General features: G+C 63.9%; 23 protein-coding genes and 1 other RNA gene. 13 read left to right on the plus strand and 11 right to left on the minus strand.

The features are described from left to right. Window positions 1-31: 31 nt before the first annotated feature. The gene (locus tag AACZ17_RS05025; protein ID WP_290740435.1) at window positions 32-643 is read right to left on the minus strand and encodes a UPF0149 family protein; all 612 of its coding nucleotides are present in this window, start codon (window positions 641-643) and stop codon (window positions 32-34) included. A 171-nt stretch (window positions 644-814) separates the two neighbouring features. Here AACZ17_RS05025 and AACZ17_RS05030 point away from each other — a divergent pair, with 171 nt between their 5' ends. From AACZ17_RS05030 to AACZ17_RS05045, 4 genes are all read left to right on the plus strand, one after another. Continuing rightward, the gene (locus tag AACZ17_RS05030) at window positions 815-1,024 is read left to right on the plus strand and encodes a TIGR02449 family protein (protein ID WP_290740438.1); all 210 of its coding nucleotides are present in this window, start codon (window positions 815-817) and stop codon (window positions 1,022-1,024) included. Further along, the gene (locus AACZ17_RS05035; RefSeq protein WP_290740441.1) at window positions 1,021-1,347 is read left to right on the plus strand and encodes a cell division protein ZapA; all 327 of its coding nucleotides are present in this window, start codon (window positions 1,021-1,023) and stop codon (window positions 1,345-1,347) included. The genes AACZ17_RS05030 and AACZ17_RS05035 overlap by 4 nt, the downstream gene beginning before the upstream one ends. 41 nt (window positions 1,348-1,388) lie before the next feature. Next, a non-coding RNA gene (ssrS, locus tag AACZ17_RS05040) (6S RNA) lies at window positions 1,389-1,568 on the plus strand. An 8-nt stretch (window positions 1,569-1,576) separates the two neighbouring features. Next, window positions 1,577-2,176, plus strand: a complete 600-nt coding sequence (locus AACZ17_RS05045; RefSeq protein ID WP_290740443.1) for a 5-formyltetrahydrofolate cyclo-ligase — start codon at window positions 1,577-1,579, stop codon at window positions 2,174-2,176. Here AACZ17_RS05045 and AACZ17_RS05050 read toward each other — a convergent pair. Continuing rightward, window positions 2,166-2,309 carry a hypothetical protein gene (locus AACZ17_RS05050; protein WP_290740446.1) on the minus strand — a complete coding sequence of 48 codons (144 nt, stop codon included), beginning with the start codon at window positions 2,307-2,309 and terminating at the stop codon, window positions 2,166-2,168. The two genes, AACZ17_RS05045 and AACZ17_RS05050, sit on opposite strands and share 11 nt — an antisense overlap. Before the next feature lie 251 nt (window positions 2,310-2,560). Further along, the gene (ilvA, locus tag AACZ17_RS05055; protein WP_290740449.1) at window positions 2,561-4,096 is read right to left on the minus strand and encodes a threonine ammonia-lyase, biosynthetic; all 1,536 of its coding nucleotides are present in this window, start codon (window positions 4,094-4,096) and stop codon (window positions 2,561-2,563) included. 157 nt (window positions 4,097-4,253) lie between these two features. Here ilvA and rpiA point away from each other — a divergent pair, with 157 nt between their 5' ends. Then, window positions 4,254-4,928, plus strand: coding sequence for a ribose-5-phosphate isomerase RpiA (gene rpiA, locus AACZ17_RS05060; RefSeq protein WP_290740452.1), 675 nt, complete (start codon window positions 4,254-4,256; stop codon window positions 4,926-4,928). Between the two features lie 13 nt (window positions 4,929-4,941). On the opposite strand, the gene AACZ17_RS05065 is transcribed toward rpiA, so the two are convergent. Beyond that, a complete protein-coding gene (locus tag AACZ17_RS05065) occupies window positions 4,942-6,357 on the minus strand; it encodes an FAD-binding oxidoreductase (protein ID WP_339637943.1) in 1,416 nt (471 codons plus the stop codon). Window positions 6,358-6,454: 97 nt separating this feature from the next. Here AACZ17_RS05065 and serA point away from each other — a divergent pair, with 97 nt between their 5' ends. The 7 genes from serA (at window position 6,455) to AACZ17_RS05100 (ending at window position 16,486) form a co-directional block, all read left to right on the plus strand. Next, the gene (gene serA, locus AACZ17_RS05070; protein ID WP_290740458.1) at window positions 6,455-7,684 is read left to right on the plus strand and encodes a phosphoglycerate dehydrogenase; all 1,230 of its coding nucleotides are present in this window, start codon (window positions 6,455-6,457) and stop codon (window positions 7,682-7,684) included. 132 nt (window positions 7,685-7,816) lie between these two features. After that, window positions 7,817-8,284 (plus strand): RNA polymerase sigma factor, encoded by a 468-nt coding sequence (locus AACZ17_RS05075; protein ID WP_290741473.1) that lies wholly within the window; start codon window positions 7,817-7,819, stop codon window positions 8,282-8,284. 140 nt (window positions 8,285-8,424) lie between these two features. Next, window positions 8,425-9,390 carry a FecR family protein gene (locus tag AACZ17_RS05080; protein WP_290740461.1) on the plus strand — a complete coding sequence of 322 codons (966 nt, stop codon included), beginning with the start codon at window positions 8,425-8,427 and terminating at the stop codon, window positions 9,388-9,390. A gap of 94 nt (window positions 9,391-9,484) precedes the next feature. Further along, a complete protein-coding gene (locus AACZ17_RS05085; RefSeq protein ID WP_290740463.1) occupies window positions 9,485-12,457 on the plus strand; it encodes a TonB-dependent receptor in 2,973 nt (990 codons plus the stop codon). 14 nt (window positions 12,458-12,471) lie between these two features. Next, window positions 12,472-12,942 (plus strand): hypothetical protein, encoded by a 471-nt coding sequence (locus AACZ17_RS05090; RefSeq protein WP_290740465.1) that lies wholly within the window; start codon window positions 12,472-12,474, stop codon window positions 12,940-12,942. 250 nt (window positions 12,943-13,192) lie between these two features. Next, a complete protein-coding gene (locus tag AACZ17_RS05095; RefSeq protein ID WP_290740468.1) occupies window positions 13,193-16,039 on the plus strand; it encodes a TonB-dependent receptor in 2,847 nt (948 codons plus the stop codon). A gap of 162 nt (window positions 16,040-16,201) precedes the next feature. Then, window positions 16,202-16,486 carry a hypothetical protein gene (locus AACZ17_RS05100; RefSeq protein WP_290740471.1) on the plus strand — a complete coding sequence of 95 codons (285 nt, stop codon included), beginning with the start codon at window positions 16,202-16,204 and terminating at the stop codon, window positions 16,484-16,486. 52 nt (window positions 16,487-16,538) lie between these two features. Here AACZ17_RS05100 and AACZ17_RS05105 read toward each other — a convergent pair whose 3' ends face one another. The 3 genes from AACZ17_RS05105 to AACZ17_RS05115 form a co-directional block, all read right to left on the minus strand. Further along, window positions 16,539-17,504, minus strand: coding sequence for a class I SAM-dependent methyltransferase (locus AACZ17_RS05105; RefSeq protein WP_290740474.1), 966 nt, complete (start codon window positions 17,502-17,504; stop codon window positions 16,539-16,541). Continuing rightward, the gene (locus AACZ17_RS05110; RefSeq protein WP_290740478.1) at window positions 17,501-18,655 is read right to left on the minus strand and encodes an aspartyl/asparaginyl beta-hydroxylase domain-containing protein; all 1,155 of its coding nucleotides are present in this window, start codon (window positions 18,653-18,655) and stop codon (window positions 17,501-17,503) included. Before AACZ17_RS05110 ends, AACZ17_RS05105 begins: the two co-directional genes overlap by 4 nt. Before the next feature lie 143 nt (window positions 18,656-18,798). Beyond that, window positions 18,799-19,941 carry a tetratricopeptide repeat protein gene (locus AACZ17_RS05115; protein WP_290740481.1) on the minus strand — a complete coding sequence of 381 codons (1,143 nt, stop codon included), beginning with the start codon at window positions 19,939-19,941 and terminating at the stop codon, window positions 18,799-18,801. A gap of 115 nt (window positions 19,942-20,056) precedes the next feature. On the opposite strand from AACZ17_RS05115, the gene AACZ17_RS05120 reads away from it, so the two are divergent. Continuing rightward, window positions 20,057-20,653 carry a YhgN family NAAT transporter gene (locus AACZ17_RS05120; RefSeq protein WP_290740483.1) on the plus strand — a complete coding sequence of 199 codons (597 nt, stop codon included), beginning with the start codon at window positions 20,057-20,059 and terminating at the stop codon, window positions 20,651-20,653. Between the two features lie 357 nt (window positions 20,654-21,010). Here the strand turns inward: AACZ17_RS05120 and AACZ17_RS05125 are convergent, their stop codons facing one another. From AACZ17_RS05125 to AACZ17_RS05140, 4 genes are read right to left on the minus strand one after another with little or no spacing between them, the layout of a single operon-like run. After that, entirely contained in the window at window positions 21,011-21,958 is a 948-nt protein-coding gene (locus tag AACZ17_RS05125) for an alpha/beta hydrolase (protein WP_290740487.1), read from the minus strand. Further along, the gene (gene fba, locus AACZ17_RS05130) at window positions 21,959-23,023 is read right to left on the minus strand and encodes a class II fructose-bisphosphate aldolase (RefSeq protein WP_290740490.1); all 1,065 of its coding nucleotides are present in this window, start codon (window positions 23,021-23,023) and stop codon (window positions 21,959-21,961) included. 37 nt (window positions 23,024-23,060) lie between these two features. Then, window positions 23,061-24,221, minus strand: coding sequence for a phosphoglycerate kinase (locus AACZ17_RS05135; RefSeq protein WP_290740493.1), 1,161 nt, complete (start codon window positions 24,219-24,221; stop codon window positions 23,061-23,063). After that, the gene (locus AACZ17_RS05140) at window positions 24,218-25,258 is read right to left on the minus strand and encodes a glyceraldehyde 3-phosphate dehydrogenase NAD-binding domain-containing protein (protein ID WP_290740496.1); all 1,041 of its coding nucleotides are present in this window, start codon (window positions 25,256-25,258) and stop codon (window positions 24,218-24,220) included. The genes AACZ17_RS05135 and AACZ17_RS05140 overlap by 4 nt, the downstream gene beginning before the upstream one ends. Window positions 25,259-25,262: the final 4 nt, after the last annotated feature.

The raw sequence follows: 25,262 nt of genomic DNA on the forward strand, positions 1-25,262 counted from the left end.
CCCCTCACTGCTGCGCTGCGCAGCGCTCCACTCAATGCAGCGCATCGGGCTTGCCCCTGAGCGCGCGCTCGCGATCCTCCTGGCGGGCGCGCGTGTCGAGAAACACGTTCACCGCCGCCACCCGCAGGTATTCGACCAGCGCGAAATAGGCGTTCTCCGCGTCCTCATCGTCTTCATCTTGATCCTCGGCACTGGCCTGGGCCATGGCGGCGAAGTCGCGCAGTATTTCCGTGCTGTCACCGGGCAGTGTTTCACCCCCGGTGCCGCTGGCGGCCACCGTCCGGGCGAAACCGGTAAGAAAGCCCCGGCACCAGTCAGCCAGGGATTCTGTGCGCACCGCCAGATCGTGGCTCTCATCCGCCAACAGCGGCGTAAAATCGAACAGGTCCTCTCCCAGCGCCTCGCTGCACTGGGCATACAGCTGCATGACCTCATCCGCCAGGGCGCCGTGCAAATCGAGGTCCAGGGCCTGGTTCAATGCGTTGAGCCCCGCACCCGGTTCCGCGCTGTGGCCCGCGGCGAGCAGCCCGACCAGACAGCCGTGCACCTCCGCAGGTGACAGGGACACGCCCTGCTCCAGTAGCTGGTCGGCGACGTCGTCGAAGTCAAACAGCCCGGTATCACCGGGTAGCCTGTCGAACATCCAAGTTACTCCCTGTTGCGCCCGTTTTTGGCGTAAACCGCCACCGCAGTTCCACCGGATACTACGAAAAGGTCGGCAGGCCATTGAAATTTAAAAACTTTTGCTGCGTTGACCTGTCACACAGCCGGCTCTATAGTAAGCGCTATATCCAGACAGCCCAAGTAGCACGTCATGGCAGATACCCAGCTCCAGACCCTGGAGACCAGAATCGATGAACTGATCGCCCTGTGCCGGGATCTTAACCGGGAAAACCAGCGCCTGAAACGCGAGAATGACAGCTGGCGCCTGGAGCGTGAGGACCTCATCAGCAAAAACAACCTGGCGCGCAACAAAGTCGAAGCAATGATCGCCCGCCTGCGGTCCATGGAGCAACGCCAGTGAGTACGGTCAACACCGTTTCGGTGCACATTCTGGACAAGGAATACCAGGTCGCCTGCCCAGAAGACCAGCAGGCCGAGCTCATCATCTCAGCCCGCTACCTCGACAAGCAGATGCGCGCGATACGTGACACCGGCAAGGTCATCGGCCTGGAGCGCATCGCGGTCATGGCGGCACTCAACATCAGCCACGAACTGCTCAAGGCCTCGGGGCAGGGCACGGTGCCTGCGGTGGCGGATGAAGCGGTCGACACGACGGCCGTCGCCAGCCTGCAGCGCAAGGTGGATGAAGCACTCTACCAGCTGCGGCAGCTGGAAATCGGCTGATCGCAGCCAGCCCGGCCTCCAGATCGTGTATACTGGCCGCTGGATCCCTGGCATGGGCGCCAGGCAGACAGTCCTCGAGCCGATAAGTCTATACCCGGAGGTTCCTCGTTGCTGTTGGTGTGCATGTCCGGCGCTGTCCGGAAAGCCTGATACAGTACAGGGCCCTCCTCCTTGAACCGTCGGGTTCAGGGCAACTCTGTCAACGTCATGCCGGGAATCCACCTCTCTCATGCCATCTGAACCGGACGCACGCGACGCCCTGCGGCGCCAGCTCCGCGAACGACGCAAGGCGCTTCCGGCCGCACAGCAGGCCGCGGCCGCGCGCGCTGTTGCCGGGCACATCCGCACGCTGCCCGGCTGGGACACGGCCCGACACATCGGCCTGTACTGGCCCAACGATGGCGAACTCGATACGCAGCCCCTGGCGCAGGCCTGCCGGGCACAGGGCAAGCAAACCTACCTCCCGGTCCTGGCGCAAGAGCGCAGGCTGGTCTTTCGCGAGTGGCTGGACGATCAGGCAATGCAGCCCAACCGGTTCGGCATCCCCGAACCCGACAGCAGCGGTCGCAGCTGCACCGCGGGGGAACTGGACCTGCTGATCATGCCGCTGGTGGGCTGGCAGCGCGACGGCTACCGTCTGGGCATGGGTGGCGGCTTTTATGATCGGACCCTGGCGGACGCCCGGGGTGTACTGCGTGTCGGCCTGGCCTATGTGTGCCAGGAGATTAACGGTTTGGACAGCGCGAGCTGGGATATTCCCATGCAGTGGGTCTTGACTGAGTCGGGCCTAACAGCCTGCTTCGCGCAGGAGAGGATGCCTACTCGATGATGACCCCGGCCTGCAGCTCGGAGGCGGGTGCCGCAACGGAGTCGCTCGCGGACAGCGGCAATAACATGGTCACCAACACGCCAATGCCGAAGGCGGCAGCAATCAACAGGAAGAAGTCTGGCTTATTCTTCACAACGACACTCTTTGTACACGGTTCTCGCAATCCACGACGGCCAGGGGCTTCGCACTCTGCAAGCCGCCGCACCGCACCCCCGGATGACGCTGCATTACTGCCGGCGCCCTCCCTTTTCCCAAGGCTCTTTTCGGCCCTGCACTGATTCTTTTTGGCAATTTTTCACACTATTATTCAAGTCTAGCTCAGCGTTTATCGAAAGAAAACCCCGAAACTATTGAAATCTCAACATTTTCCTGATCAATGGCGCCTCACTGCCCCATCTGGGGCTGGCCGAGGTACAACTGATAGGCGCGATTGTCGGATTCATCCCACCACGGGTAGCCCACAGCATCGAGTACGTCGCGAAACGCCCTGCGCTCCGCGCGCGGCACCTGCACACCAAGCAGGATGCGGCCATAGGCGGCGCCGTGGTTGCGGTAGTGGAACAGGGAGATGTTCCAGCGCTGCCCGAGGCCCGACAGGAACTTGAGCAGCGCACCCGGCCGCTCGGGGAATTCCACGCGGAACACCACCTCATCCGTCAGGTCAGCGGGCGCCCTGCCGCCCACCATGTGCCTGATATGCAACTTGGCCATCTCGTTGTTGGTCATGTCCTCTGTGGCGTAACCCTGCTCGCCGAGGTCCTGCAGCAGGTCGCTCAGGTCGCTGCCGCCGGGAATGACAGAGAGGCCCAGGAACACCAGCGCAGACCCGGCATCGGAATAGCGGTAATTGAACTCGGTGATGTTGCGCCGGCCGAGGGCACTGCAGAAGGTGCGGAAACTGCCGGGGCGCTCGGGTATCGTCACGCTGATCACCGCTTCGCGGTGCTCGCCCACCTCGGTGCGCTCGGAAATATAGCGCAGCCGGTCAAAGTTGGTGTTCGCCCCGCTGACAATCGCCAGCAGGTCCTGGTCGCGCACGCCCGTTGTTTCGACATATTTCTTCAGGCCAGCCAGCGCCAGCGCGCCCGCAGGCTCGGCAATGCCGCGGGTATCCTCGAAGATATCCTTGATAGCGGCGCAGATCTCGTCCGTGGCGGCGGTGATCACCTCGTCGACCGTGCTGCGGATAACGCGGAAGGTCTCCTTGCCGATCTGCGCCACGGCACAGCCGTCCGCGAACAGGCCGACTTCCGGCAGTACGGCGCGGCGGCCCTTGCGCAGCGCCAGTTGCAGGCAGGCGGCGTCCTCCGGCTCCACGCCGATCAACCGCGTTTCCGGCCAGACGTACTTGATGTAGGCGGCGACGCCAGCAAGCAGGCCACCGCCACCCACCGGCACGAAGATCGCGTCCAGCGGCCGCTGCAGCTGGCGCACAATTTCCATGCCGACCGTGCCCTGCCCGGCGATCACATCCGGGTCGTCGAAGGGGTGCACGTACACCATGGATTTTTCCGCCACCAGCTTCTGCGCGTACACCGATGCCTCGTCGAAGGTATCTCCGTGCAGGACCACCCTCGCGCCCCGGTTGCGCACCGCATCGACCTTGATCTGCGGCGTGGTGCGCGGCATCACGATAGTGGCCTTGACGCCCATGTGCTGTGCCGCCATGGCCAGGCCCTGGGCATGGTTGCCGGCGGAGGCCGCCACCACGCCGCAGGCGCGCTGCTCGGCGGACAGCTTCTGCATCTTGTTGTAGGCGCCACGCAGCTTGAAGGAAAACACGGGCTGCAAGTCCTCGCGCTTGAACAGCACGCGGTTGCCGAGGCGACGCGACATCAACATGGCTTCATCGACCGGAGTCTCGCGCGCGACGTCGTACACGCGAGCATCGAGAATGCGCTTGATATACGAGGAGGGCATATGCGTGATCCAGTAAAAAGCCAGCCCGCCATGGTAATGGAGCTGACGCGGATTTTCAGCACTGATTGCAGGCGCGGTGCGGGTTTTTTCGATATCCGCCGGACACACCCCGTTATGCTTTATACTTTCCCTTTTCGCATGAAGCGGGCAGGCGAACATGACACAGGACGCGCTCAAGCAGGCGGTCGCACAGGCTGCGCTGGATTACATCAAACCCCGACTGGAGCGCGACACCGTGCTCGGCATCGGCACAGGCTCCACCGCCAACCTGTTCATCGACCTGCTCGCCACCCTGCGGGGCGACTTCAATACCACCGTCGCCAGCTCCGAGGCCTCGGCGGCACGGCTGCGCCAACACGGCATCCAGGTGAGCGACCTGAACAGCGTCAACCAGGTCGACTTCTATATCGACGGTGCAGACGAAGCCAACGCGGCGCTGCAACTGATCAAGGGCGGCGGTGCGGCGCTGACCCGTGAGAAAATTGTCGCGGCCGTGGCGCGCACCTTTATCTGCATCGCGGACGAAAGCAAGCGCGTGCACACCCTGGGTCAGTTCCCGCTGCCCGTGGAGGTTATCCCCATGGCCCGCAGCCACGTCGCGAGGGAGCTGGTGAAGCTGGGCGGCGACCCGGTCTACCGGGAGGGTGTAGTCACGGACAACGGCAACGTCATCCTCGACGTCCACAATTTTTCCATCCCGCAACCGCTGGCCATGGAGGCGAAAATCAACAATATCACCGGCGTGGTCACCAACGGCCTGTTCGCCCTGCGGCCGGCAGATGTTCTGCTGCTGGGCACCGCGAAGGGTGTGGAAACCCTGCGCGCCAGCTGAGCCCCCTGCCTGCCTACAGGTCGAAGATCTTGCCCGGGTTCATAATGCCCCGGGGGTCGAAGACCTGTTTGATCTGTTTCATGATGGCGATTTCCGCCTGCGAACGGCTGTAGTGCAGGTAATCCTTCTTCAACAGGCCAACACCGTGCTCTGCTGACACACTGCCTTCGTGGCGCTGCACAATCTCAAACACCCAGCGGCTCACCTCTCCGCAGCGCTGCTGAAACTCGGCCATGGGCAAGCTATCCGGCTTGAGCACGTTCAGGTGCACGTTGCCATCGCCGATGTGCCCGAACCAGACGATCTCGAAGTCGGGATAGGCCCGGTTGACCACGGCTTCCACCTCTGCAAGGAAGTCGGGGACGCGCACGATCGTGGTGGCGATATCGTTTTTGTAGGGCGTCCAGCGGGAGATGGTTTCCGAGATATCCTCCCGCAGCCGCCACAGAGCCTGCGCCTGGGCCACGCTCTGGCTGACCACACCATCCACCACCCAACCCTTATCCACACAGTGCTCAAACAGCGCCATGGCCTGATCGAGTTCTGCCTCGGTGTGCTGTTCGAACTCCAACAGGGCATAAAACCCGCTGACGGTCTCGAATGGCCGCTGCAGACCCTGGTGCGCGACGACCTTCTGCAGCGCCAGTTCGGAGAAGAATTCGAAGGCCTGCAGATCCATGGCACCCTGCCAGGTTTCCAGTACCTGCATCACGGCGGCCATATCCGGCACCCCGAGCACCATCACCGTCAGGTTCTGCGGGGGCCGCGCCAGCTGCATGGTCGCCTCTACAACGATACCCAGGGTGCCCTCGGCCCCGATGATCAGCTGGCGCAGGTCGTAGCCGGCATTGTTCTTGACCAGGCCGCGATTCAGGTCCAGCAGTTCGCCACGACCGGTCACCACCTTCAGGCCCGCCACCCAGTCCCGCGTCATGCCGTGGCGTATGACCTTGATACCACCGGCATTGGTGGAAATGTTACCGCCGATCTGGCTGGATCCGCTGGAGGCAAAATCCACCGGGTAGAACAGCCCCTGCTCCGCAGCGAAAGCCTGCAGCTGGGCCGTCACCACACCGGCCCCGCAGCGCACCGTGCGGTCAACCGGGTTGAATTCGTCGATCCGGTTCAGGCGGTCGAGCGCGATGACCACCTCCCCCTGGCAGGCCACGGCCCCGGCACTGAGCCCGGTGCGACCACCGGAAGGCACCAGCGCCAGCTGCCGGGCCAGCGCGACCTCGACCAGGGCCTGCACCTCCTCAATGCTGCCGGGCAGCACGACGGCGGACGGCGCGGGGGTGTGCACCCGCGTCCAGTCGCGACCGTAGCGCTCGAGGGAGTCTGCGTCCGTCAGGACACGGGACTCGCCAACACAGGCTTGCAACGCCTGCAACACTTCCGGGCTGATGGTGGACACAGGGATACTCCGCAGTCGAGTTAGTCGAGGGACGCAAACAGGGCGCAGTATGGTAGCATACGCGCCCGCTTATTCCCGCCCACTACACACCGTTCAGGGAGCACCACCGCGTATGGCGCCAAAGTCGCTTGAAAAGAGCAAAATCCGCTTCCTGTTACTGGAGGGCGTCCATCCATCCGCCGTCGACACCCTGCGCAATGCCGGCTATGACAACATAGAACTGCACCAGAAGGCGCTGGCGCCCGCCGACCTGAAGAAAGCCATCGCCGACGCACACTTCGTTGGCATCCGCTCGCGCACGCAACTCACCGAAGACGTGCTGGATGCAGCGCGCAAACTGGTCGCCATCGGCTGCTTCTGCATCGGCACCAACCAGGTCGATCTTCCGGCCGCCACGCGCCGCGGTATCGCCGTGTTCAATGCCCCCTTCAGCAACACCCGCAGCGTGGCAGAGCTGGTGATCGCCGAGGCTATTCTGCTGTTGCGCGGGGTGGCGGCCCGCAATGCGGCTGCACACCGCGGCGAATGGCAGAAAAGCGCCACCAACGCCTATGAAATCCGCGGCAAGCGCCTGGGCATCGTGGGCTACGGCAACATCGGCATGCAGCTCGGCGTGATCGCGGAGGGCCTGGGCATGCAGGTGCAGTTCTGTGACGTTGTGAGCAAGCTGCCCCTGGGAAACGCCCGCCAGTTGCCCTCCCTGGAGCAACTGCTGGCGCAATCGGATGTGGTCAGCCTGCACGTTCCGGAGACCCGCGGCACGCGCAACATGATAGGCGCCGCACAGCTGGCACAGATGCCCAAAGGCAGCATCCTGCTGAACGCATCGCGGGGCACCGTGGTGGATATCGACGCCCTGGCCGCCAGCCTGGAATCCGGTCACCTGGGCGGTGCGGGTATCGATGTGTTCCCGGTTGAGCCACGCGCCAACGACGAGGAGTTCATTTCTCCGCTGCGGGCTTTCGACAACGTCATCCTCACCCCGCACATCGGCGGCAGCACCGTGGAGGCACAGGCCAACATCGGTGTTGAAGTGGCCGAGAAACTCGCCCGCTACAGCGATACGGGAGCGACCACCTCCTCCGTCAACTTCCCTGAAGTATCCCTGCCGGAGCACGAGGGCAGCCACCGCCTGCTGCACATCCACCACAACGTCCCCGGGGTCATGAGCGCCATCAACCGGGTATTCTCCGAGTACGACATCAACGTGTCGGCCCAGTTTCTGCAGACCAACGAGGCGGTGGGCTACGTGGTGATCGATGTCGACGCCGAATACTCGGACGTCGCGCTGGCAAAGCTGGCCAGCATAGACGGTACAATCCGCAGTCGCGTACTATTCTAGGCCACGCCCGCTGGCATACCGCGCTACCACGAGGGATTCGCCATCACTGTCGTAGCAAACCGCAAGAATGCGTTCCTCGCGCGCCTGGTCAATGACCATGGCGGCGCCCTGGAACGCTATCTCGCCCGCAAACTGGACAGCCCGGAGGACGCCGCCGAAGTCGCCCAGGAGGCCTTTCTGCGCCTGCACCGGCTGGAGTCGCCGGAAACCCTGGACAACGCCCGCGCCTTCCTGTTCCAGGTGGCGACCAACCTCGCCGTCGACCAGTTGCGGCGGCGCAAGCTGCATCTGCAGTTCATGCACGGCGAACGGCAGCAGTCCGAGGACGGCGAGGCACCGGACATCAATGGCAGCGCGGCGTCCCCCGAGCACATCCTCGGCGCGCGGGAAAAACTCGGCCTGATCATGGCGGCCGTAGAGGAATTGCCGGTCAATGTGCGGCAGGCCTTTCTGCTGCACCGGCGCAACGGACTCTCCTACGGGGAAATCGCCGATGCCATGCAGGTTTCCGTGTCCAGCGTGGAGAAATACATCCTGCAGGCGCTGCAGCACTGTCGCAAGCGCCTCGCCGCGTTGTATCCGCCGGGCGAAAATGGTTGATTGAGACAAATTTACTTGAGGGAACTTTGTGTTTCCTCGTTACACTAACAGGACATAAGACAGGCAAGCGCCCCTGAGGGGCAGCGCCGCACCCCGGGAAGCAACAACCGGCGGGCGTTGGGGACACGATGAGCCAGACCTTGACACAAGAATTCGAGCGACATTGCGACACCGCACTGGCGTGGATTGCTCGTTTCCGTGGCGAGGCGACCGACCAGGATCACCGTGAATTCGCCCTGTGGCTGGCTGCGGATGCGGGTCACCGCCAGGCCATGGACCTGATGCTGGAGCTCTGGGATGACCTGGGCAGTGTGCAGCACCTGCCGCTCGAGGTGGAGCAGCCGGAGCCCACGGCCCTGCACAGCGGGCCAACCCGCCGCCAGTGGCTGGCCGGCGCCACAGCGCTCGCCGCCAGTCTCGCCCTGGCGGTTGTGTTGCTGCCCCGGGATCGCGGCCCGGACGCCGTTGAGTCCCTGCGCACGGCCCAGGGGGAGCGGACCACCTACACACTCAGCGACACCTCGCGCGTCACCCTGAATACCGACAGCCAGCTGGATGTGGCGTTCAGCCAGGGCAACCGCCAGCTGACCCTGGTGAAAGGGGAGGCCTATTTCGACGTCGCCCACGATCCGCAGCGACCCTTCGCGGTGAGCACTGGTGACGCGACAGTGACCGCCATCGGTACGGCTTTCAACGTCTACCGCCGCGCCGGGTCCACGGAAATCACGGTAACCGAGGGCAGGGTGCGGGTGAGCAATCCGGCCACGGTGGCCAGCGTACTGCTGGATGCCAACGAGCACCTGGAGACCTCACGCAGTGGTGGCCTCGGCACCCGCCAGACCGTGGATACCGCAACGTACACCGCGTGGCAGCGCGGAGAGATCGTCGCCGACGCCCTGACCCTGGCAGAGCTCGCCAGCGAACTGGCCCGCTATTCGGATACCCGCATTCTCATCAGCGAGCGCGAGGTCGCCAACCTCACCGTGTCCGGCGTCTTCAGTCTCGACCACCCGGACACGGTCATCCAGGCCCTTGAACGCAGCCTGGGGCTGCGTGTTGTGCGCCTGAACAACGGCTCCGTGCAGTTGCTGAAAGCCCCGCAGTAGGATATAACGACGTCTTGCCTGGCCAGCTCCCCTGGCCGACAAACTCTCCTGAATTATCAGTGCGTTGCGACCATCAATCTGGCAGGGTGAGAACATGCTTGCCGCGTCCCGGGCGACAGGGTTTTTCGCGCAGGGAATCGTTTCGGCATGGCTGGCGATCTCCATCGTACTCGGCTGGACTGCGGAAACCGCCGCGGCGGAACCCCTCAAGCATTACGACATCCGCGAGAGCTCGCTGTCTGCCGCGCTGATCCAGTTCAGCCGCCAGAGCAATACCCCGATTGTGTTCTCCGACCGGCTTACCGGACACCTCTCGGCACCCGCCCTGGTCGGTGACATGGGCCGGGACGACGCCCTCAGCCGGCTGCTGGCAGAGAGCGGACTGGGCTGGGAGCTCATCGATGACCGCATCGTGGCGATCTACGCCGAAAACTGCCCGCGGGAACGTTGCGATGATCCGCTACAGACCGAGGCTTTACTGCCCGTCTATGAGCCCGGCATGGAGCAAACCTACGTCTATGGCAGCCGGATGACCGGCTCGCGCATACGCCGGGACCCGAATCGCTTCAGCGCCCCGGTGGAGGTGTATGCGCGCTCTGACATTGAGCGCAGTGGTGCCCAAACGCTTGGCGAACTGCTGCGTTTCGTACCGGCGGTCGTCGGCAACTCGACCAGCACTGCCATCTCCAACGGCGGTGATGGCACAGCCACTGTCACCCTGCGCGGACTTCCGGCCAGTAACACGCTCATCCTGATCAACGGGCGCCGCATCGCCAACGACGGGCTGGCCGGCGAGTCCGTAGACCTGAACAGCATTTCCCCGGCCGCCGTGGAGCGGGTGGAGATACTCAAGGACGGCGCATCCGCAATCTACGGCTCGGATGCAATCGCGGGCGTAGTCAATATCATCATGAAGCGCGATTTCCACGGGTTTCTGGCGGAATCCTACGTCGGTGAAAGCAGCCGCGGCGACCTCACCACCACGACACAGACGCTGCAGTACGGCACCAGTTTCCGGGACGGCGGACTGTTCATCAGCGCCTCGCACTACGAACAGGAGCCGCTGTTCAGCCGTGATCGAGCGGTGTCACGCAGCGCGGATACGCGGCCGCTGGGCGGCACCGATCTGCGCTCCAGCGCCACCCCCGACGCACGCGTAGTGCTTCCGGATGGTCGCTCGCTGATCGCCGACGGCGCCGGCTACCGGGCCGCGGGCAGTGAGGATCTGTTCGACTACCAGGCATTTACCTCCGCCGTTGTTCCGCTGCGCCGCAGCAGCGTTTATGCGAGCGTAACCCGGGACCTCAGCGAACAGGTGACCGCCCTCCTCGAAGCGACCTACCTGCAGACCAACGCCCGTGCCACCCTGGCACCCACCCCCTTGTTCACCGGCTTTGAGCAGGAGCCGATCAGCGTTGCCGCCGATAACATCTACAACGACTTTGGCCAGGAAATCACCGATGTTAGGCGCAGACTGTTGGAATTTCCCGGACGATTGCAGCTGAATGAGTCACGCGTCGGCCGCCTGAGCGCCATCGTGGAAGGCCTTTATGCCGATTGGCACTGGGATATCGGGGTGAACTGGAGCCGCAGCCAGGCCCGGGAAACCGCCACCAACCTGGTCGATGCCAACCGCCTGCGGCGGGCACTGGGGCCGGCCGCCGGCTGCCAGGGGGCCGATGTCGACGGCTGTGTCCCCGTGGACATCATGGGGCCGGCGGGCAGCATCAGTGCCGAGCAGGTGGATTACCTGCGCCTCGACGGGCGCACCCGGGGCGATACCACCCTCTCCAGCGCGGCGCTCAACCTCAGCAACGCGCTGCTGAACCTGCCGGCGGGGCGGGGTGACCTTGCGCTGGGCCTGGAATTCCGCCACGAATCGACGGCCAAAGTGCCCGACGAGCGGCTGGCCTCGATCGGCACCATCGGCGCCACCAATTTCCAGCCCACCCGCGGGGAGCGCAAGATTCTGGAACTGTATGCCGAGAGCCGCGTGCCGCTGTGGAGTAACGCCAGCGGTGGCCGCAATCTGCAACTGGAAGCTGCCATCCGCCACTCCGCCTACAGCGACTTCGGCAGCAGCACCAACCCCAAGGTCGGGCTGAAATGGCAGCTCGGCCCGTCGCTGACGCTGCGCGGCGGCTACGCCTTCGGCTTCCGTGCACCCAGCCTGAGCGAGCTCTACGAGGGCAGCAGCGAGCAACAGGCCTTTATCGCCGACCCCTGCACCATCGCCGCCAATGTCGGCCAGCTGCCGGGCTGTACGCAACTGGCTGACGCCACCCGCAACCAGTTTCTCACCGTGAAGGGCGGCAACCCGGACCTGGACCCGGAAACCTCCGAATCCGTCAGTGCCGGTGCCATCTGGACCCCGGTCGTGATACCCGGCCTGCGGGTGTCACTCGACTACTTCGAAATCCGCCAGGAAGACGTGGTCAGCTCCAGCGCACAGTCCCTTGTCGACCGCAACGCGGCCACCGGTGCCTTTGCCGACCAGGTCACCCGCGACGCGCTGGGCAATCTCGTCCGGGTCACCGCGAACAATATCAATTTCGGCAAGCGCCGGGTGCGCGGTGCCGACCTCAGCCTCGCCTATTACTTCCCGGATCAGCCCTGGGGCCAGGTCTCCGTCACCGGCAGCGGGGCCTGGATTCACGAGTACCTCTCCCAGCCCGGCGACGGCGGGCCGCAGATAGACCTGGCCGGCACCTTCCGCGACGAGGCCTCCGAGGGCCTCGGCGGCATTCCCGAGTGGAAGGGCCAGCTCGGTTTGCACTGGAAACGCGACCGCTGGCTCGCCAGCTACGAGATGCACCACGTGAGCGCGATGGACGAAGTCCTCCCCGGAACCACGCAGACCCGGGAAATTGACAGCTGGACCGTGCACGACATGCAGGTCAGCTACGTGTTCGATGTGCTGTCGGGGCTGCGGTTGACCCTCGGTATCGACAACCTGTTCGATGCCGCGGCGCCTTTGGCGGCGTCCGCATTTAACGATAACATCGACGCCCGTACCCACGAACTGAGGGGGCGCTTCTGGTACACCCGTATCAGCCAGCGCTTCTGAACCCGGAGTAGACCATGCGCAGTACCCTGCTTTCCCTGCTGTTCCTCACCGTTGCCGGCAGCATGCCTGCCCTGGCTGCCGGGCCGGTAGGCGAGTTTCCCGGCGTCGAGAAACTGATGTCCAGCGAGGAGTACCGGGCCGCCGGCCTCGACAAACTCAGTGACGTCGAGCGCGCAGCGCTGAACCGCTGGCTGGTCACCTACACCGCCGCGGAAGCCCCCACCCTGCTGCGCAGCAACCCGGAAGTGATCGCGGCCGACGAGTCCATCCGTATCGAGGCCAACATCAAGTCGCCCTTCGAAGGCTGGTCGGGAGAGACCCTCTTTTACCTGGACAACGGGCAGGTCTGGCGGCAGCGGCTGCCCGGGCGCTACCTGCACCGCGGAGACGACACCGCGGTGGTCATCGACAAGAACTTCCTCGGCTTCTACCGGATGACGGTAAAGGCCACCGACAAGACCGTGGGGGTGAGCCGCGTACGCTAGCACATCGCTCCGCCACTGCCGCTGAAAGTACTTGGATTTCAGCTACCTGCTCGCGTTAGGTCAGGTAATTTCTGGTAATTTGCCGAGTTCCCCGCGTTTTTTGTAAATAAGTCACAAAAGTGACAGGGAACTCTGAGGAACCTGACGCTGAATTCGTTTAATGTTCGTCTCCAGTGGCATTGGCCACCGGATTAGCATGCTTACAGTCAAGTACAGGGGTATTGATATGTTAAGGAAAAATCGTCTGACCATGGCAGTTTCAGCTGCCCTGGGCATGAGCGCAGCGGCGGTAATGCCGACTGTTGCCAACGCCCAGGACGACCAGCTGATGCTGGAAGAAGTGGTTGTTACCGGTTCGCGTATCCAGCGGGCAAACCTGGTTTCCGCCAGCCCGGTCACGCAGGTCGATGCCGAGGAATTCAAGTTCCAGGGCACCACCCGCGTTGAAGACCTGATGAAGAACCTGCCACAGGTTTACTCCAACCAGAACTCATCCACCTCCAACGGCGCCACGGGTACGGCTACCCTGAACCTGCGCAACCTGGGTGACGAGCGTACCCTGGTACTGGTCAACGGCCGTCGCCTGCCCGCGGGCTCTCCGCTGCAGGGCGGTACCGGCGCCGACATCAACCAGATTCCGGCAGCCCTGATCCAGCGCGTTGAAGTACTGACCGGTGGCGCCTCCGCGACCTACGGTTCCGACGCGGTTGCGGGTGTTGTCAACTTCGTGATGGTTGACGACTTCGAAGGCGTGCAGTTTGACTACCAGTTCAGCCAGTACCAGCACGACAACGACAACAGCGGCATCCAGCAGATCGTTGGCGATGCGGGCTTCCCCTTCCCTGACGGCAGCAACACCGACGGCGAAATCCAGAACTGGTCGCTGGTCATGGGTGGCAACTTCGACAACGGCCGCGGCAACGTGACCGCCTACGCCACTTACCGTGAAATCGACGCCGTACTGCAGAGCCAGCGTGACTACAGCGCCTGCGCCCTGAACAACGATGCCACTGGCTGTTTCGGCTCCGGCACCAGTGCAGCGGGTACTTTCATTGTTGGCACAGCGGATCCCTACCGTGTTGTCGGCAACCAGCTTGTACAGCCCAGCGAAGTGTACAACTACGGCCCGCTGAACTACTACCAGCGTCCCGACGAGCGTTACACCGCCGGTGCCTTTGGTCGTTACCAGATCAACGAGCACGTCGAAACCTACACCGAATTGATGTTCATGGACAACCAGAGCAATGCGCAGATCGCGCCCTCTGGTGCTTTCGGCCTGAACGTGCCGATCTCCTGTGACAACCCCTTCCTCTCCGACCAGCAGGTCGGCGTGATTTGTGGTGCCAACGGCCTCGGCCCAGGTGACACGCAGGATGTGGTTGTTCTGCGTCGTAACGTTGAAGGCGGCCCGCGTAACCAGGACCTGCGTCACACCTCCTTCCGCGGTGTGCTGGGCTTCCGTGGTGACATCAACGACACCTGGCGTTACGACGTGTCTGGCCTGTACTCAGAAGTCAGCATGGAAAACACCTACAACAACGACCTGTCCAACGCCAAGATCCGCAATGCGCTGGATGCGGTACTGGACGACGATGGCAACATCACCTGTCGTTCTGTTGTTGACGGCAGCGACCCGAACTGTGTGCCCTGGAATATCTGGGAAACCGGTGGGGTTGACCCGGCTGCTGCTGAATATCTGACCCTGCCCCTGTTCGCTCGCGGCACCACCACGCAGAAAGTGTTCAACGCCTTCGTTGCGGGTAGCCTCGGCGACTACGGCTTCAAGCTGCCTTCCGCCAACAACGGCGTGGAAGTGGTGATCGGTACTGAATACCGCAAGGAAACGCTGGACTTCAACCCGGACGAGGGCTTCCGCCTCGGTCTGGGCGCTGGCCAGGGTGGCGCAACCAACGCAGTTAACGGTGAGTACGACGTCACTGAATACTTCATGGAAGCCAGCATTCCGCTGGTGGAAGGCGCTGCCTTTGCTGAAGAAATCACGCTGGACCTGGGTTATCGCTACTCTGATTACTCCACTGATGTGACCACCGATACCTACGGTGTGCGCGGCGGCTGGGCCATCAACCAGGACGTGAAGCTGCGCGCCAGCTTCCAGCGCGCTGTCCGCGCTGCCAACATCCGCGAACTGTTCCTGCCCCAGGGCCTGAACCTGTTCGACATGGACGTGGACCCCTGTGGCGGCCCTACCCCCGAGCGTAGCCTGGAAGATTGCGCCCGCACCGGAGTCACTGCTGCCCAGTACGGCAACATCCTGAACTCCTTCGCAGGCCAGTACAACTTCCTGCAGGGTGGTAACACCCAGCTGGATCCGGAAGAGTCCGATACCTACTCGGTAGGCTTCATCTGGTCGCCTGAATTCATCGACGGCCTGGTACTGAGCGTTGACTACTACACTATCGAGATCGAAAAGGGTATTAACAACCTGGGCCCCGAGTTCATCCTGAACCAGTGTCTGGATGGCAACGACGCACTCTGCGAAAACGTGAAGCGTAACTCCACGCGCGGTGACCTCTGGATTGGCTCCGAAGTGGCATCCAGTGGCCAGATCGTGGCCCTGCTTGACAACCTCGCAATCGAGGAAGTCAAGGGATGGGACGTGATCGCTGATTACGACCTGACCATCGGTGATATGGGCAGCCTGTCGTTCAACAACACCATGTCCATCATCGACACCTGGGACCAGCAGGAACTCGAAGGTGCGCCGGTTGTTGACTGCAAAGGTAACTGGGGCGGTGAGTGTGGTTACCCCACACCTGACTTCCGCAACAACCTGCGTGCTACCTGGATGACTCCCTGGGACGTGGCGGTAAGTGCCTACTGGCGCCACATCAGCTCAGTGACCGACCTGAACGGTAACCTGGACCTGCCTTCCGTCAACTACCTTGACCTGGCCGGTACCTGGGATGTCACCGAAAACGCCTCTGTGCGCCTTGGTGTGAACAACATCACTGACAAAGAGCCGCCGATCGCGGGCAACGCAGCCGGTCCGTCTATCAACGGTAACGGTAACGTGTTCCCCGGCATGTACGACGCACTGGGTCGCTACATGTTCGTCGGCGTCAGCGTCAGCTTCTAAGCTACCCCCTGCAAGCGGCCGGCAACGGCCGCCTGACGGTGCAAGACCCAGCCCGGCCTCGTGCCGGGCTTTTTGTTTCATCGATTTCAGGCAAGTCCGCCGCTGGCGGATTGACCTGCGGAACGACACAGTAGAGACTGAACAGTCACTCAGGAGACAGCTATGAAACGTTACCTTACCGTTTGCGCGGCAGGCGCCGCATTGGTCATGCTCGCGGCCTGCTCAAGCACCAGCCCCTCAGCGACCGCCGATGCCAGCGCGCCGGCCCAGGCCGTTGCCAGCACCGACAACCTGACCTGCCGCACCATCATCAAGACCGGAACGCGGCTGGGCACGCGGGTGTGCAAGACCGACGCGCAGTGGAAACAGGAGTCCATGGACAGCCGCGACGCGACCAACGCCATTCAGAACAACAGTGCGCAGAGCGCCAGCCCCAGCGGCGGTTGAGAGGCCCCTGCGGCGTATTTGAAAACGCCGGTAAGCGCGCGGGCGCCTGCGCTCAGCGGCGTTGCGCCACCAGCACCCAGGCGGCCGCCTGCGCCTGCTCCGACACCCGCAGCTGCGATAACTCGCGCAGGCTGAAACCTGCTGCGCCCAGACGCTCCGCCAGGGCATCCATGCCGGCACGGCTAAAGCCGGCGTCCAGCATCGATTGCATCCTGCCGATATAGGCGGTGAGCTCCCCGTCCATCCCGCCGAGCCAGTAGCGCACATCTTCGGGCGCATAGGCCGACATGCGCCGGTACATGTGCGCAATATCGGTGTACAGCTGCTGCAAAAGGCCCCCGGCCGCCTGCGGGCCGCGTGTCTGCAACAGCTGTTCCAGCCCCCTCACGGCGGGGGTAAACGCCCGTTCCGCCGCCTTGAAGGCCTCGGGCGTGCCGATACCCGCATTCAGTGCAAAGCCTGCGTCAAACGCCGCCTGCGCCAGGCCGAGAACGTTCAGTGCCCGCAGGGCCATTACCGTATCGCGGTTATCCGCGCACTCGCGGTAAATCGCCCCGCCCTCCACATGCACCAGCAGGGCCAGCGTGCCGCCGGTAGCGACCAGCCGCGCCGCCTCGTACGGCGCTTCCGGCCCGGCGTACTCGACGCCAAACTGGCTGACCACCAGATCGAAGCTGGCGTCCGCAAAGGGTGTATGACCGGCATCGGCCACCACACAGCGCGCACTGGGGTAGCGCTGTTGCAGCCCCTGCAGGGCACTGAGCGAGTAGTCACTGCAACAGGGTGCCAGGGACGGTGACACCTGCAGCGCATGGCCGGTCACCGCGCCGTGGCCGCAGGCGAGGTCGAGCAGGGCCGGCGGATTGCCGGTGGCCAATGCCGTCTGGAAAAAACTGGCCCAGAAAGCCGCAAGCACCGGTTCCTGGGGGCCGCCTTCGCGATGGGCTGCATTCTCCCGGGTGCCGCGCCAGTAGGTATCCCAGGCACCGGCGTGGCTGGCAGGGCCCCGCGCCGTCACAGGGCTTCGTAGGCCTTCACGGCCTGCAGCATGGCCGACACCCAGTGCCGCTCGGCTTCGCTGAGCTCGGGTCGCCAGATGTCGAACAACAGGACCACCCGCTCATCGCGACTCTCATTCCAGGCCTCGTGCTCCATGCTGTCATCAAACACCAGCAGTTCGCCCTCCCGCCAGCTGCGCCGGTCGTTGCCCACCCGCAGTTCGCCGCACTGTGGCGGCACCACCAGCGGCAAGTGACAGATCAGCCGTGTGTTGACGGCGCCGTGGTGGGGCTCAATACGCGCACCCGGCGCCAGACGCGAAAACAGCGCCGAGGGCATCTGCCCCGGCACACGGCACAGGGGCACGGCCTCCAGTGCGGCAAAGGTCGCCGGGCAGCGCTCTGCCAGTGCCTCGACACGCACGCCGTCGCGCCACAGGTAGCAGGCACTCCAGTCCATCCTGTCCAGGTTGCGGCTGGTATTCAGTTGCGGCTGGTCGGGGCTGGACTCCAGGTAGGGCTGAAAGTGACCGTCGTCGCGCATGACGGCCAGCAGCTCGTCGCGGATCTGCGCCGTCTGCGCTTCCAGCGCCGCCGCCCAGGGGAACATCTCGCGAGGGTAGAAGGTGCGCTGCGGCAGGCCGGGGAAATAGTAGCGGGTGGGCTGCTGCAGCTGCACAGGCGCTTTGCCACAGGCAATGTCCAGGGATTCCGCAAAGCGCGGAAACTCGGCGCGGGTAAACCCCGCCTGCTCCAGATTCTCCAGCAGGTAGTTCTCGTAGTGCGCAGCCCAGCGATCGCAGACCTCTTCCGCGCGCGCCAGCCCGCGCCGCACATCCTCGGGTATCTGCGCCATGCTGGCGGCAACGCGCAGGGCACCCTGGTAGAAGCCCAGCGCCGTGCGTTCACGCCCCAGCCGGTCGAGGTGATCGGCCTTGAACAACAGGGCGCGAATATTGCGCGGCTCCAGCTGCAGCGCGCGGTCCACGGCCAGCAGTGCGTCCTCTGCCCGATCCAGATTGACGCGGGCAAAGGCCAGTGCCAGCCAGGTCGAGGCCGCCGCGTTGCCGCCACGGGTCAGCTCATCAAGCAGCGCTTCCGCCTCAGCGGCACGCCCGGCTCGCAGTGCTTCCAGTGCCGCCTGCAGGCGTTGTTGGGGTGCACCGCTCATGCGCAGGCACCGGCGCGTGGAGGCACCGCGCTGCAGCAGACCCCCGATTGCAATAACTTCATTGACTCCCCCAGGACGGACCCGACTCCAGAAGCGTCCAGTTTACCAGAGGGTCCTGTGCAATTCTGCGCAACCGGCGCAGATCACTGCCCTGCCAGCAGTTCCAGCTTGTGCCGGTAACGCGCCCCGGCCTCGGCATCGGCGTGCGCGAGTGCTGCAGTGAAATGATCCGCAGCGGCACGCAAATCGCCCTGCTGCAGGTCAGTGAGACCCAGCAGGCGATAGAACTCATGCTCGTCGGGCTGTTTGCGAATGGCCCGCTGCAACAGACGCTGTGCCGCGGGATAGTCCGCTGACGCATAGGCCTCCCGCGCAAGGTGCAGCAGATAATAGGGGTTCTGCTGACGGAACAGCTGCACGCGGTTCCGATACCAGTCACTCAATGCCTGCTCACCGAGCTGGGCGTAAAGGCGCGCAAGGTTGCTGTTGGCGGCGGCATCATCGGCAAGGTCGACAGCGCGCAGATAGCTCGACTCCGCCGCGGCCAGATCGCCTGCACGCCGGTAGAGGGTGCCTAGATTGGTCCACACGTGAGCAGTGCGAGGGCGCAGTGAGAGCGCCTCCCGAAAGTGCAGGAAGGCGCGCTGCCCCTCGTCCTCGGTCATCCAGTGCACACCCATGTTGTTGTGATAGCGCACCAGCGCCTCTTCGTCACTCAGGACGCGCCGGTGCAGACCGGGATCGTAATCCCCGAGGTTGAAGTCCACCACCTGCTCGGCCCCCGGCAGTTTGACCAGCGCGTTGATGTGCAGGTTATAGCGCCAGGTGTCGCCCTCCGCAGTCCATGAGGGCGGGATCTCCACCTCCTGGTAATGCACCTTGACGCCCGCCTCCCGTGCCAGGGCGACAAACAGGTTGGTGAAGGACATGCAATTCCCCTCGCGGCTATAGAATGCCTCCTGCGCCGTGAGGGTCCGGAAATTGTCGTAGCGCAGCTGCAGTCCGTCATCCAGAATCGCCTGCAGTATCAACTCAATGGTCCGGGTGGGTCCGAGCCCGGAGGGGACATGCTGGCGCAGAAACTCGCGCATATCGTCGTTTACCGCCGTGAGCGCGGCGGTCGATGGGCGGGCGTTCGCCGCCACGCCCAGCCGCGCGCCGGACAGCAGTTCGGCCTGCGTTACCGCCACGGCACGCTCCACCGGTGGCTGCGCCGCACAGGCGCTGAGCAGCGCAGCAGCGGCAAGCACGGTGCCGCGCAAAAACGCGTTTATCGACTGTGTCACGTCACGTCCCTCCCACAGGGCATGCCCTCAGCATAGCACCGGGACCCGCGTGATGCGCCCCTACTGCCGGACGCCCCCCACGGGTTACACTGGGCGCTGCTGCTTCGGAGTTCACATGGATACCATTTCCGCTTTTGTCACCCTCGCCTTCGTGATGGATCCGCTGGGCAACGTGCCCATCTTCCTCTCGGTACTGAAGGATGTAGAGCCGCGACGTCGTCAGTGGGTGATCTTCCGCGAACTGGTCATCGCCCTGATCGTGCTGCTGCTCTTCCTCTATGCCGGCTCCGCCATGCTCGACGTGCTGAACCTGCGACAGGAGTCGATCAGCATCGCCGGCGCCATCATCCTGTTCCTGATAGCACTGCGCATGATTTTCCCCTCGCCCTATGGCCTGATGGGGGACACGCCGGATGGCGAACCCTTTATCGTGCCGCTGGCCATTCCCATGGTTGCCGGGCCGTCGGCGCTGGCCATTACCATGCTGTTGGTGCACAAGGATCCGGACCGGATGATGGACTGGACCATTGCAGTTGTCGGGGCCTGGGGCGTGTGCGCGGCGCTGCTGATGATGGCGCCGCTACTGCTCAAGGCCCTGGGCGCCCGCGGCCTGCTCGCCATGGAGCGCTTGATGGGAATGATCCTGGTGATCATTTCGGTGCAGATGTTCTTTGACGGTGTGCAGAAGTTTCTCAACCTGGCGGGGAGTTGATTGGAGTATCGCGTAGCGGTGGGGTGCTTCGTAGCGCGGGGCGCGAGGCGGGGGCGGCAGGGCCGGACATGCCGTGAACCCCTCCATGGGGGCTTGAATGAAACATCCCTGTTTCATACAGTCCGGCCCTGCCGCCCCCGCCTCGCGCCCCTCACTTCTTTAGAAAACTCCTGGTTGCCAAACACCGAGCTCTGCGAAGCACCCAAGCCAGGCTCTGGGGGTGTTGGCGCTCTCGAGGGCTGTTGAAAACACGGATGTTTTCATCAAGCCCCCATGGAGGGGTTTACGGCGTGCCCTCGAGAGCGCCAACACCCCCAGAGCCGACTTCAAGGCACTCATAATGACAGGCCACAGAACTCAACCCCACCCCAGATACCGATCCACCTGCCGCAGATAGCGCGCACGCAACGTCTCGGACTCGTTCGCCAGCTGGTGCCCGGCACCGTGCAGCAGCTCGATACGCAGCCCGGGAAACAGCTGGCCGTAACGCGGCAGGTTGAAGCGCCAGTCCACCGTACCGTCCGCATCGCCCTGTACCAGCAGCGCCGGCCCCACGCCGAGATCGGCAATGGGCAGCTCCGCCAGCCAGCGGCGCAGGGCACCGACCCAGCTCACATGGATGCGCCGCGACTGCAGTGGATCGGCGCGCACAAAGGCAAGAAAATCCGCGTCAGAGGAATTCTGTGCAAAGCCGCGCGGCACGCAGTCAACAAAGCGGTGGAGGAGCGCGTGGGCCGCGCGCACGCGCTGCCAGCCGGCAGGACGCAACAGCGGTGCCAGCAGTACCGTGCCGGTGAAGGGCCAGGCAGTGCACTGCCGGGCATAGGCGACCAGCGCCGCGCCCCCCGTGCTCTGGCCCACCACCTGCAACGGCAGGCGCGGCAGGTCGACGGCATGGAGTACAGCCTGGATGGCATCGGCGTATTCGCTGAAATCATTGATTGCCGTCGGCGTTCCCGTCGACAGACCATGCCCGGGCAGGTCAAAGGCGATGACATTGCACTGGCGCGCCAGGGCATGCCCGATGATATGACGGTACAGGCCAACGTGGTCGAGAAAGCCGTGCACGAGCAACAGGGTGTGGCGTGCACCGGGCAGCTCCCAGCACTGGGTGGCGAGTGCGTAGCGGCCGGAGGCAACACGCCCTATCCGGTGTCGGCAGGCGGCATATTCCCGGCTGAATGCCAGCCCGTAGAACGTCAGGTAGCGGTCCAGCCCGGGTACCCGGGCTTCTTCCCCGAAGCGCGGCAAGGCAGCGCGCAGGGCCTGCAAGCTTGCGGCATCCAGGGCCACGTCGCGGGGCATCTACCGAGGCTGCGGCCCCAGCTCGCCGGCGTCGTACGCCTCCTGCATGGCGATGAGTGAACGCACCTTGATCTTGTCGGCGTGGCCGGCGGTACCGAAGGCTTCGTAGCGCGCCACGCAGATCTCTTTCATGGCCGTCGTGGTCACCGCGAGGAATTTGCGCGGGTCGAATTCAGCGGGATTCTGGGCCAGGAAACGGCGCACGGCGCCGGTCGATGCCAGCCGCAGGTCGGTGTCGATGTTGATCTTGCGCACGCCGTGGCGGATGCCTTCCTGAATCTGCTCCACGGGAACGCCATAGGTTTCCGGGATATTGCCGCCGAACTCATTGATGATTGCCAACCATTCCTGCGGTACCGAAGACGACCCGTGCATCACCAGGTGAGTGTTGGGGATACGTGCATTGATTTCCTTGATCCGGTCGATGGCCAGGATATCGCCGGTGGGGGGCCGGCTGAACTTGTAGGCACCGTGGCTGGTGCCGCAGGCGATTGCCAGTGCATCGACGCTGGTGGCGGCAACAAAGGCCGCCGCTTCTTCGGGATCGGTGAGCATCTGCTCATGGCTCAGGGTGCCCTCTGCGCCGACACCGTCTTCCTCGCCGGCCTGCCCCGTTTCCAGCGAACCGAGGCAGCCCAGCTCACCCTCGACCGATACGCCGCAGGCGTGGGCCATTTCGACCACGCGACGGGTTACGTCGACGTTGTAGTCGTAATCCATGGGTGTCTTGCCGTCCGTACCCAGCGAGCCGTCCATCATCACCGAACTGAAACCCAGCTGGATGGAGCGCTGGCAAACGGCGGGAGACACCCCGTGATCCTGGTGCATCACCACGGGAATGTGGGGAAACTCCTCGATGGCCGCCTGGATCAGGTGACGCAGGAACGGCGCGCCGGCATATTTGCGCGCGCCCGCACTGGCCTGCATGATCACCGGCGAGTTGGTGGCGTCAGCGGCCTCCATGATGGCGCGGGTCTGCTCCAGGTTGTTGACGTTGAACGCGGGCACGCCATAGCCATACTCTGCGGCGTGGTCCAGCAGTTGACGCATACTGATAAGTGCCATAGCTCTATCCTCGATGGGTTCTGGTGCAGGTGCGCCCTCAGGCCTCGTCCCCGCGCTGTTGTAAAATGGCCACCGCGGGCAGCGTTTTGCCCTCGACATACTCAAGGAACGCGCCGCCACCGGTGGAGATGTAGGAGACCTGGTCGGCGATGCCGTATTTGTCGATTGCCGCCAGCGTATCGCCGCCACCGGCCAGGGAAAATGCCGGGCTCGCGGCGATGGCGCGGGCCAGCGCTTCTGTGCCTCCGCCGAACTGGTCGAATTCGAATACGCCCACCGGACCATTCCACAGGATGGTACCCGCCTGGGCCAGAATGTCACTGATGGCTGCCGCAGCCAGCGGGCCGATATCGAAAATCATGTCATCGTCGGCCACGGCACTGGCCGGCTTGGTTTCCGCGACGGCGGATTCGGAGAAGGCTTTGCCGGTGACGACGTCTGCAGGCAGGGGAATATGCGTCTTGCGCATCAGCGCCTGTGCCGCAGGGATCAGGTCGTGTTCGCACAGCGACTTGCCCACCGGTAGACCGCTTGCGGCGAGGAAGGTGTTGGCAATACCGCCGCCGACCACCAGTTGATCCACCTTGTCGGCCAGGGTTTCCAGAACCGTCAGCTTCGTAGACACCTTGGAGCCCCCGACAATCGCCACCAGGGGACGGGCCGGGTTGGCCAGCGCCCTGTCCAGCGCTTCCAGTTCCGCGGCGAGCAGGGGGCCAGCACAGGCAATGGGGGCAAAGCGGGCCACGCCGTGTGTCGAAGCCTGGGCGCGGTGGGCCGTGCCAAATGCATCCATGACGAACACATCACACAGCGCCGCGTAGGCACGCGACAGCGCTTCGTCGTCTTTTTTCTCGCCGGCATTGAAGCGTACGTTTTCCAACAGTGCGATCTCGCCATCAGCGAGGGTCACGCCCTGCTGCCAGTCCTGCAGCAGAGACACCGGCTGACCCAGCAGTTGCGACAGACGCCGCACGACCGGAGCCAGGGAGAATTCCTCGGCAAATACGCCTTCCTCCGGACGCCCCAGATGCGACATCACCAGCACTTTCGCCCCCGCCGCCTGTGCCTGCTGCAGCGTCGGCAACGCCGCGCGTATGCGCGCATCGCTGCTCACTTCGCCGGCTTTCAGCGGCACGTTGAGGTCCTCGCGAATCAGCACGCGCTTGCCGGCGAGGTCGATATCGGTCATCCGCTTCATGTCTGCTCTCCTGCGCAATCAGTCAATTCGCAGCCGCCCCAGCAGGCAGCCACATCCAGCATGCGGTTGGCATAGGCCCATTCATTGTCGAACCAGGTGAGCACCTTCACCAGGCGCCGACCGCTGACCCGGGTCTGGCTGGCGTCTACGATACTTGAGCGCGGGTCGTGGTTGAAGTCGCAGGACGCCAGCGGCTCCATGGTGAAACCCAGCACCCCGTGGTAGGCACTCGCCGCAGCATCGCGCAGGATCCGGTTCACCTCCTGCTCGGTGGTATCGCGCATGACCTGCACGGTCAGGTCCATCGCCGACACGTTCTGTGTGGGCACGCGCAGGGCCTGCGCCGTGAAGCGCCCGGCCAGCTCCGGCAGTATCCGTTCGATGCCCCGCGCCAGTGCGGTATCCACGGGAATAATCGACTGTGACGCGGCGCGGGTTTTACGCAGGTCGGTATGGTGGTAGGCATCCAGTACCGGCTGATCGTTCATCGCCGAGTGGATGGTGGTAATGGTGCCGCTTTCCACCCCAAGGGCCCGGTGCAACGCGTCGATCACCGGCACAATGCCGTTGGTGGTACAGGATGCCGCCGAGGCGATGCGATGCTCCGGCAGCAGGGTCTCGTGGTTGACACCGAAGACCACGGTGGCGTCCACGTCCATTTGCGCGGGCTGCGAGAACAACACCCGACCGGCGCCGCCCCGCAGGTGCAGCTCCGCCGTTGCCCGGTCGCTGAAAGCGCCAGTGCATTCAAGCACCAGGTCTACGCCCTGTTGCGCCCAGGGCAGGCGAGCGACATCCGGTTGGCTGAGCAGGGCGATGCGATCGCCGTCGATATTCATTTCGCCCACAGCGCCGGTCAGCGGCAGGGTGAAGCGACCGTGTGTACTGTCGTAGCGCGTCAGGTGCAGCACCGTGCGCGCGTCGGCCAGCTCATTGATGGCGACGATCTGCATGTGCTGCCGCTGCCGCCCCTCATACAGCGCGCGCAGGATACTGCGCCCGATGCGGCCATAGCCATTGATGGCGAGACGCAGCACAGCC

Source organism: uncultured Haliea sp., assembly GCF_963973825.1.
Classification (GTDB): Bacteria; Pseudomonadota; Gammaproteobacteria; order Pseudomonadales; family Halieaceae; genus Haliea.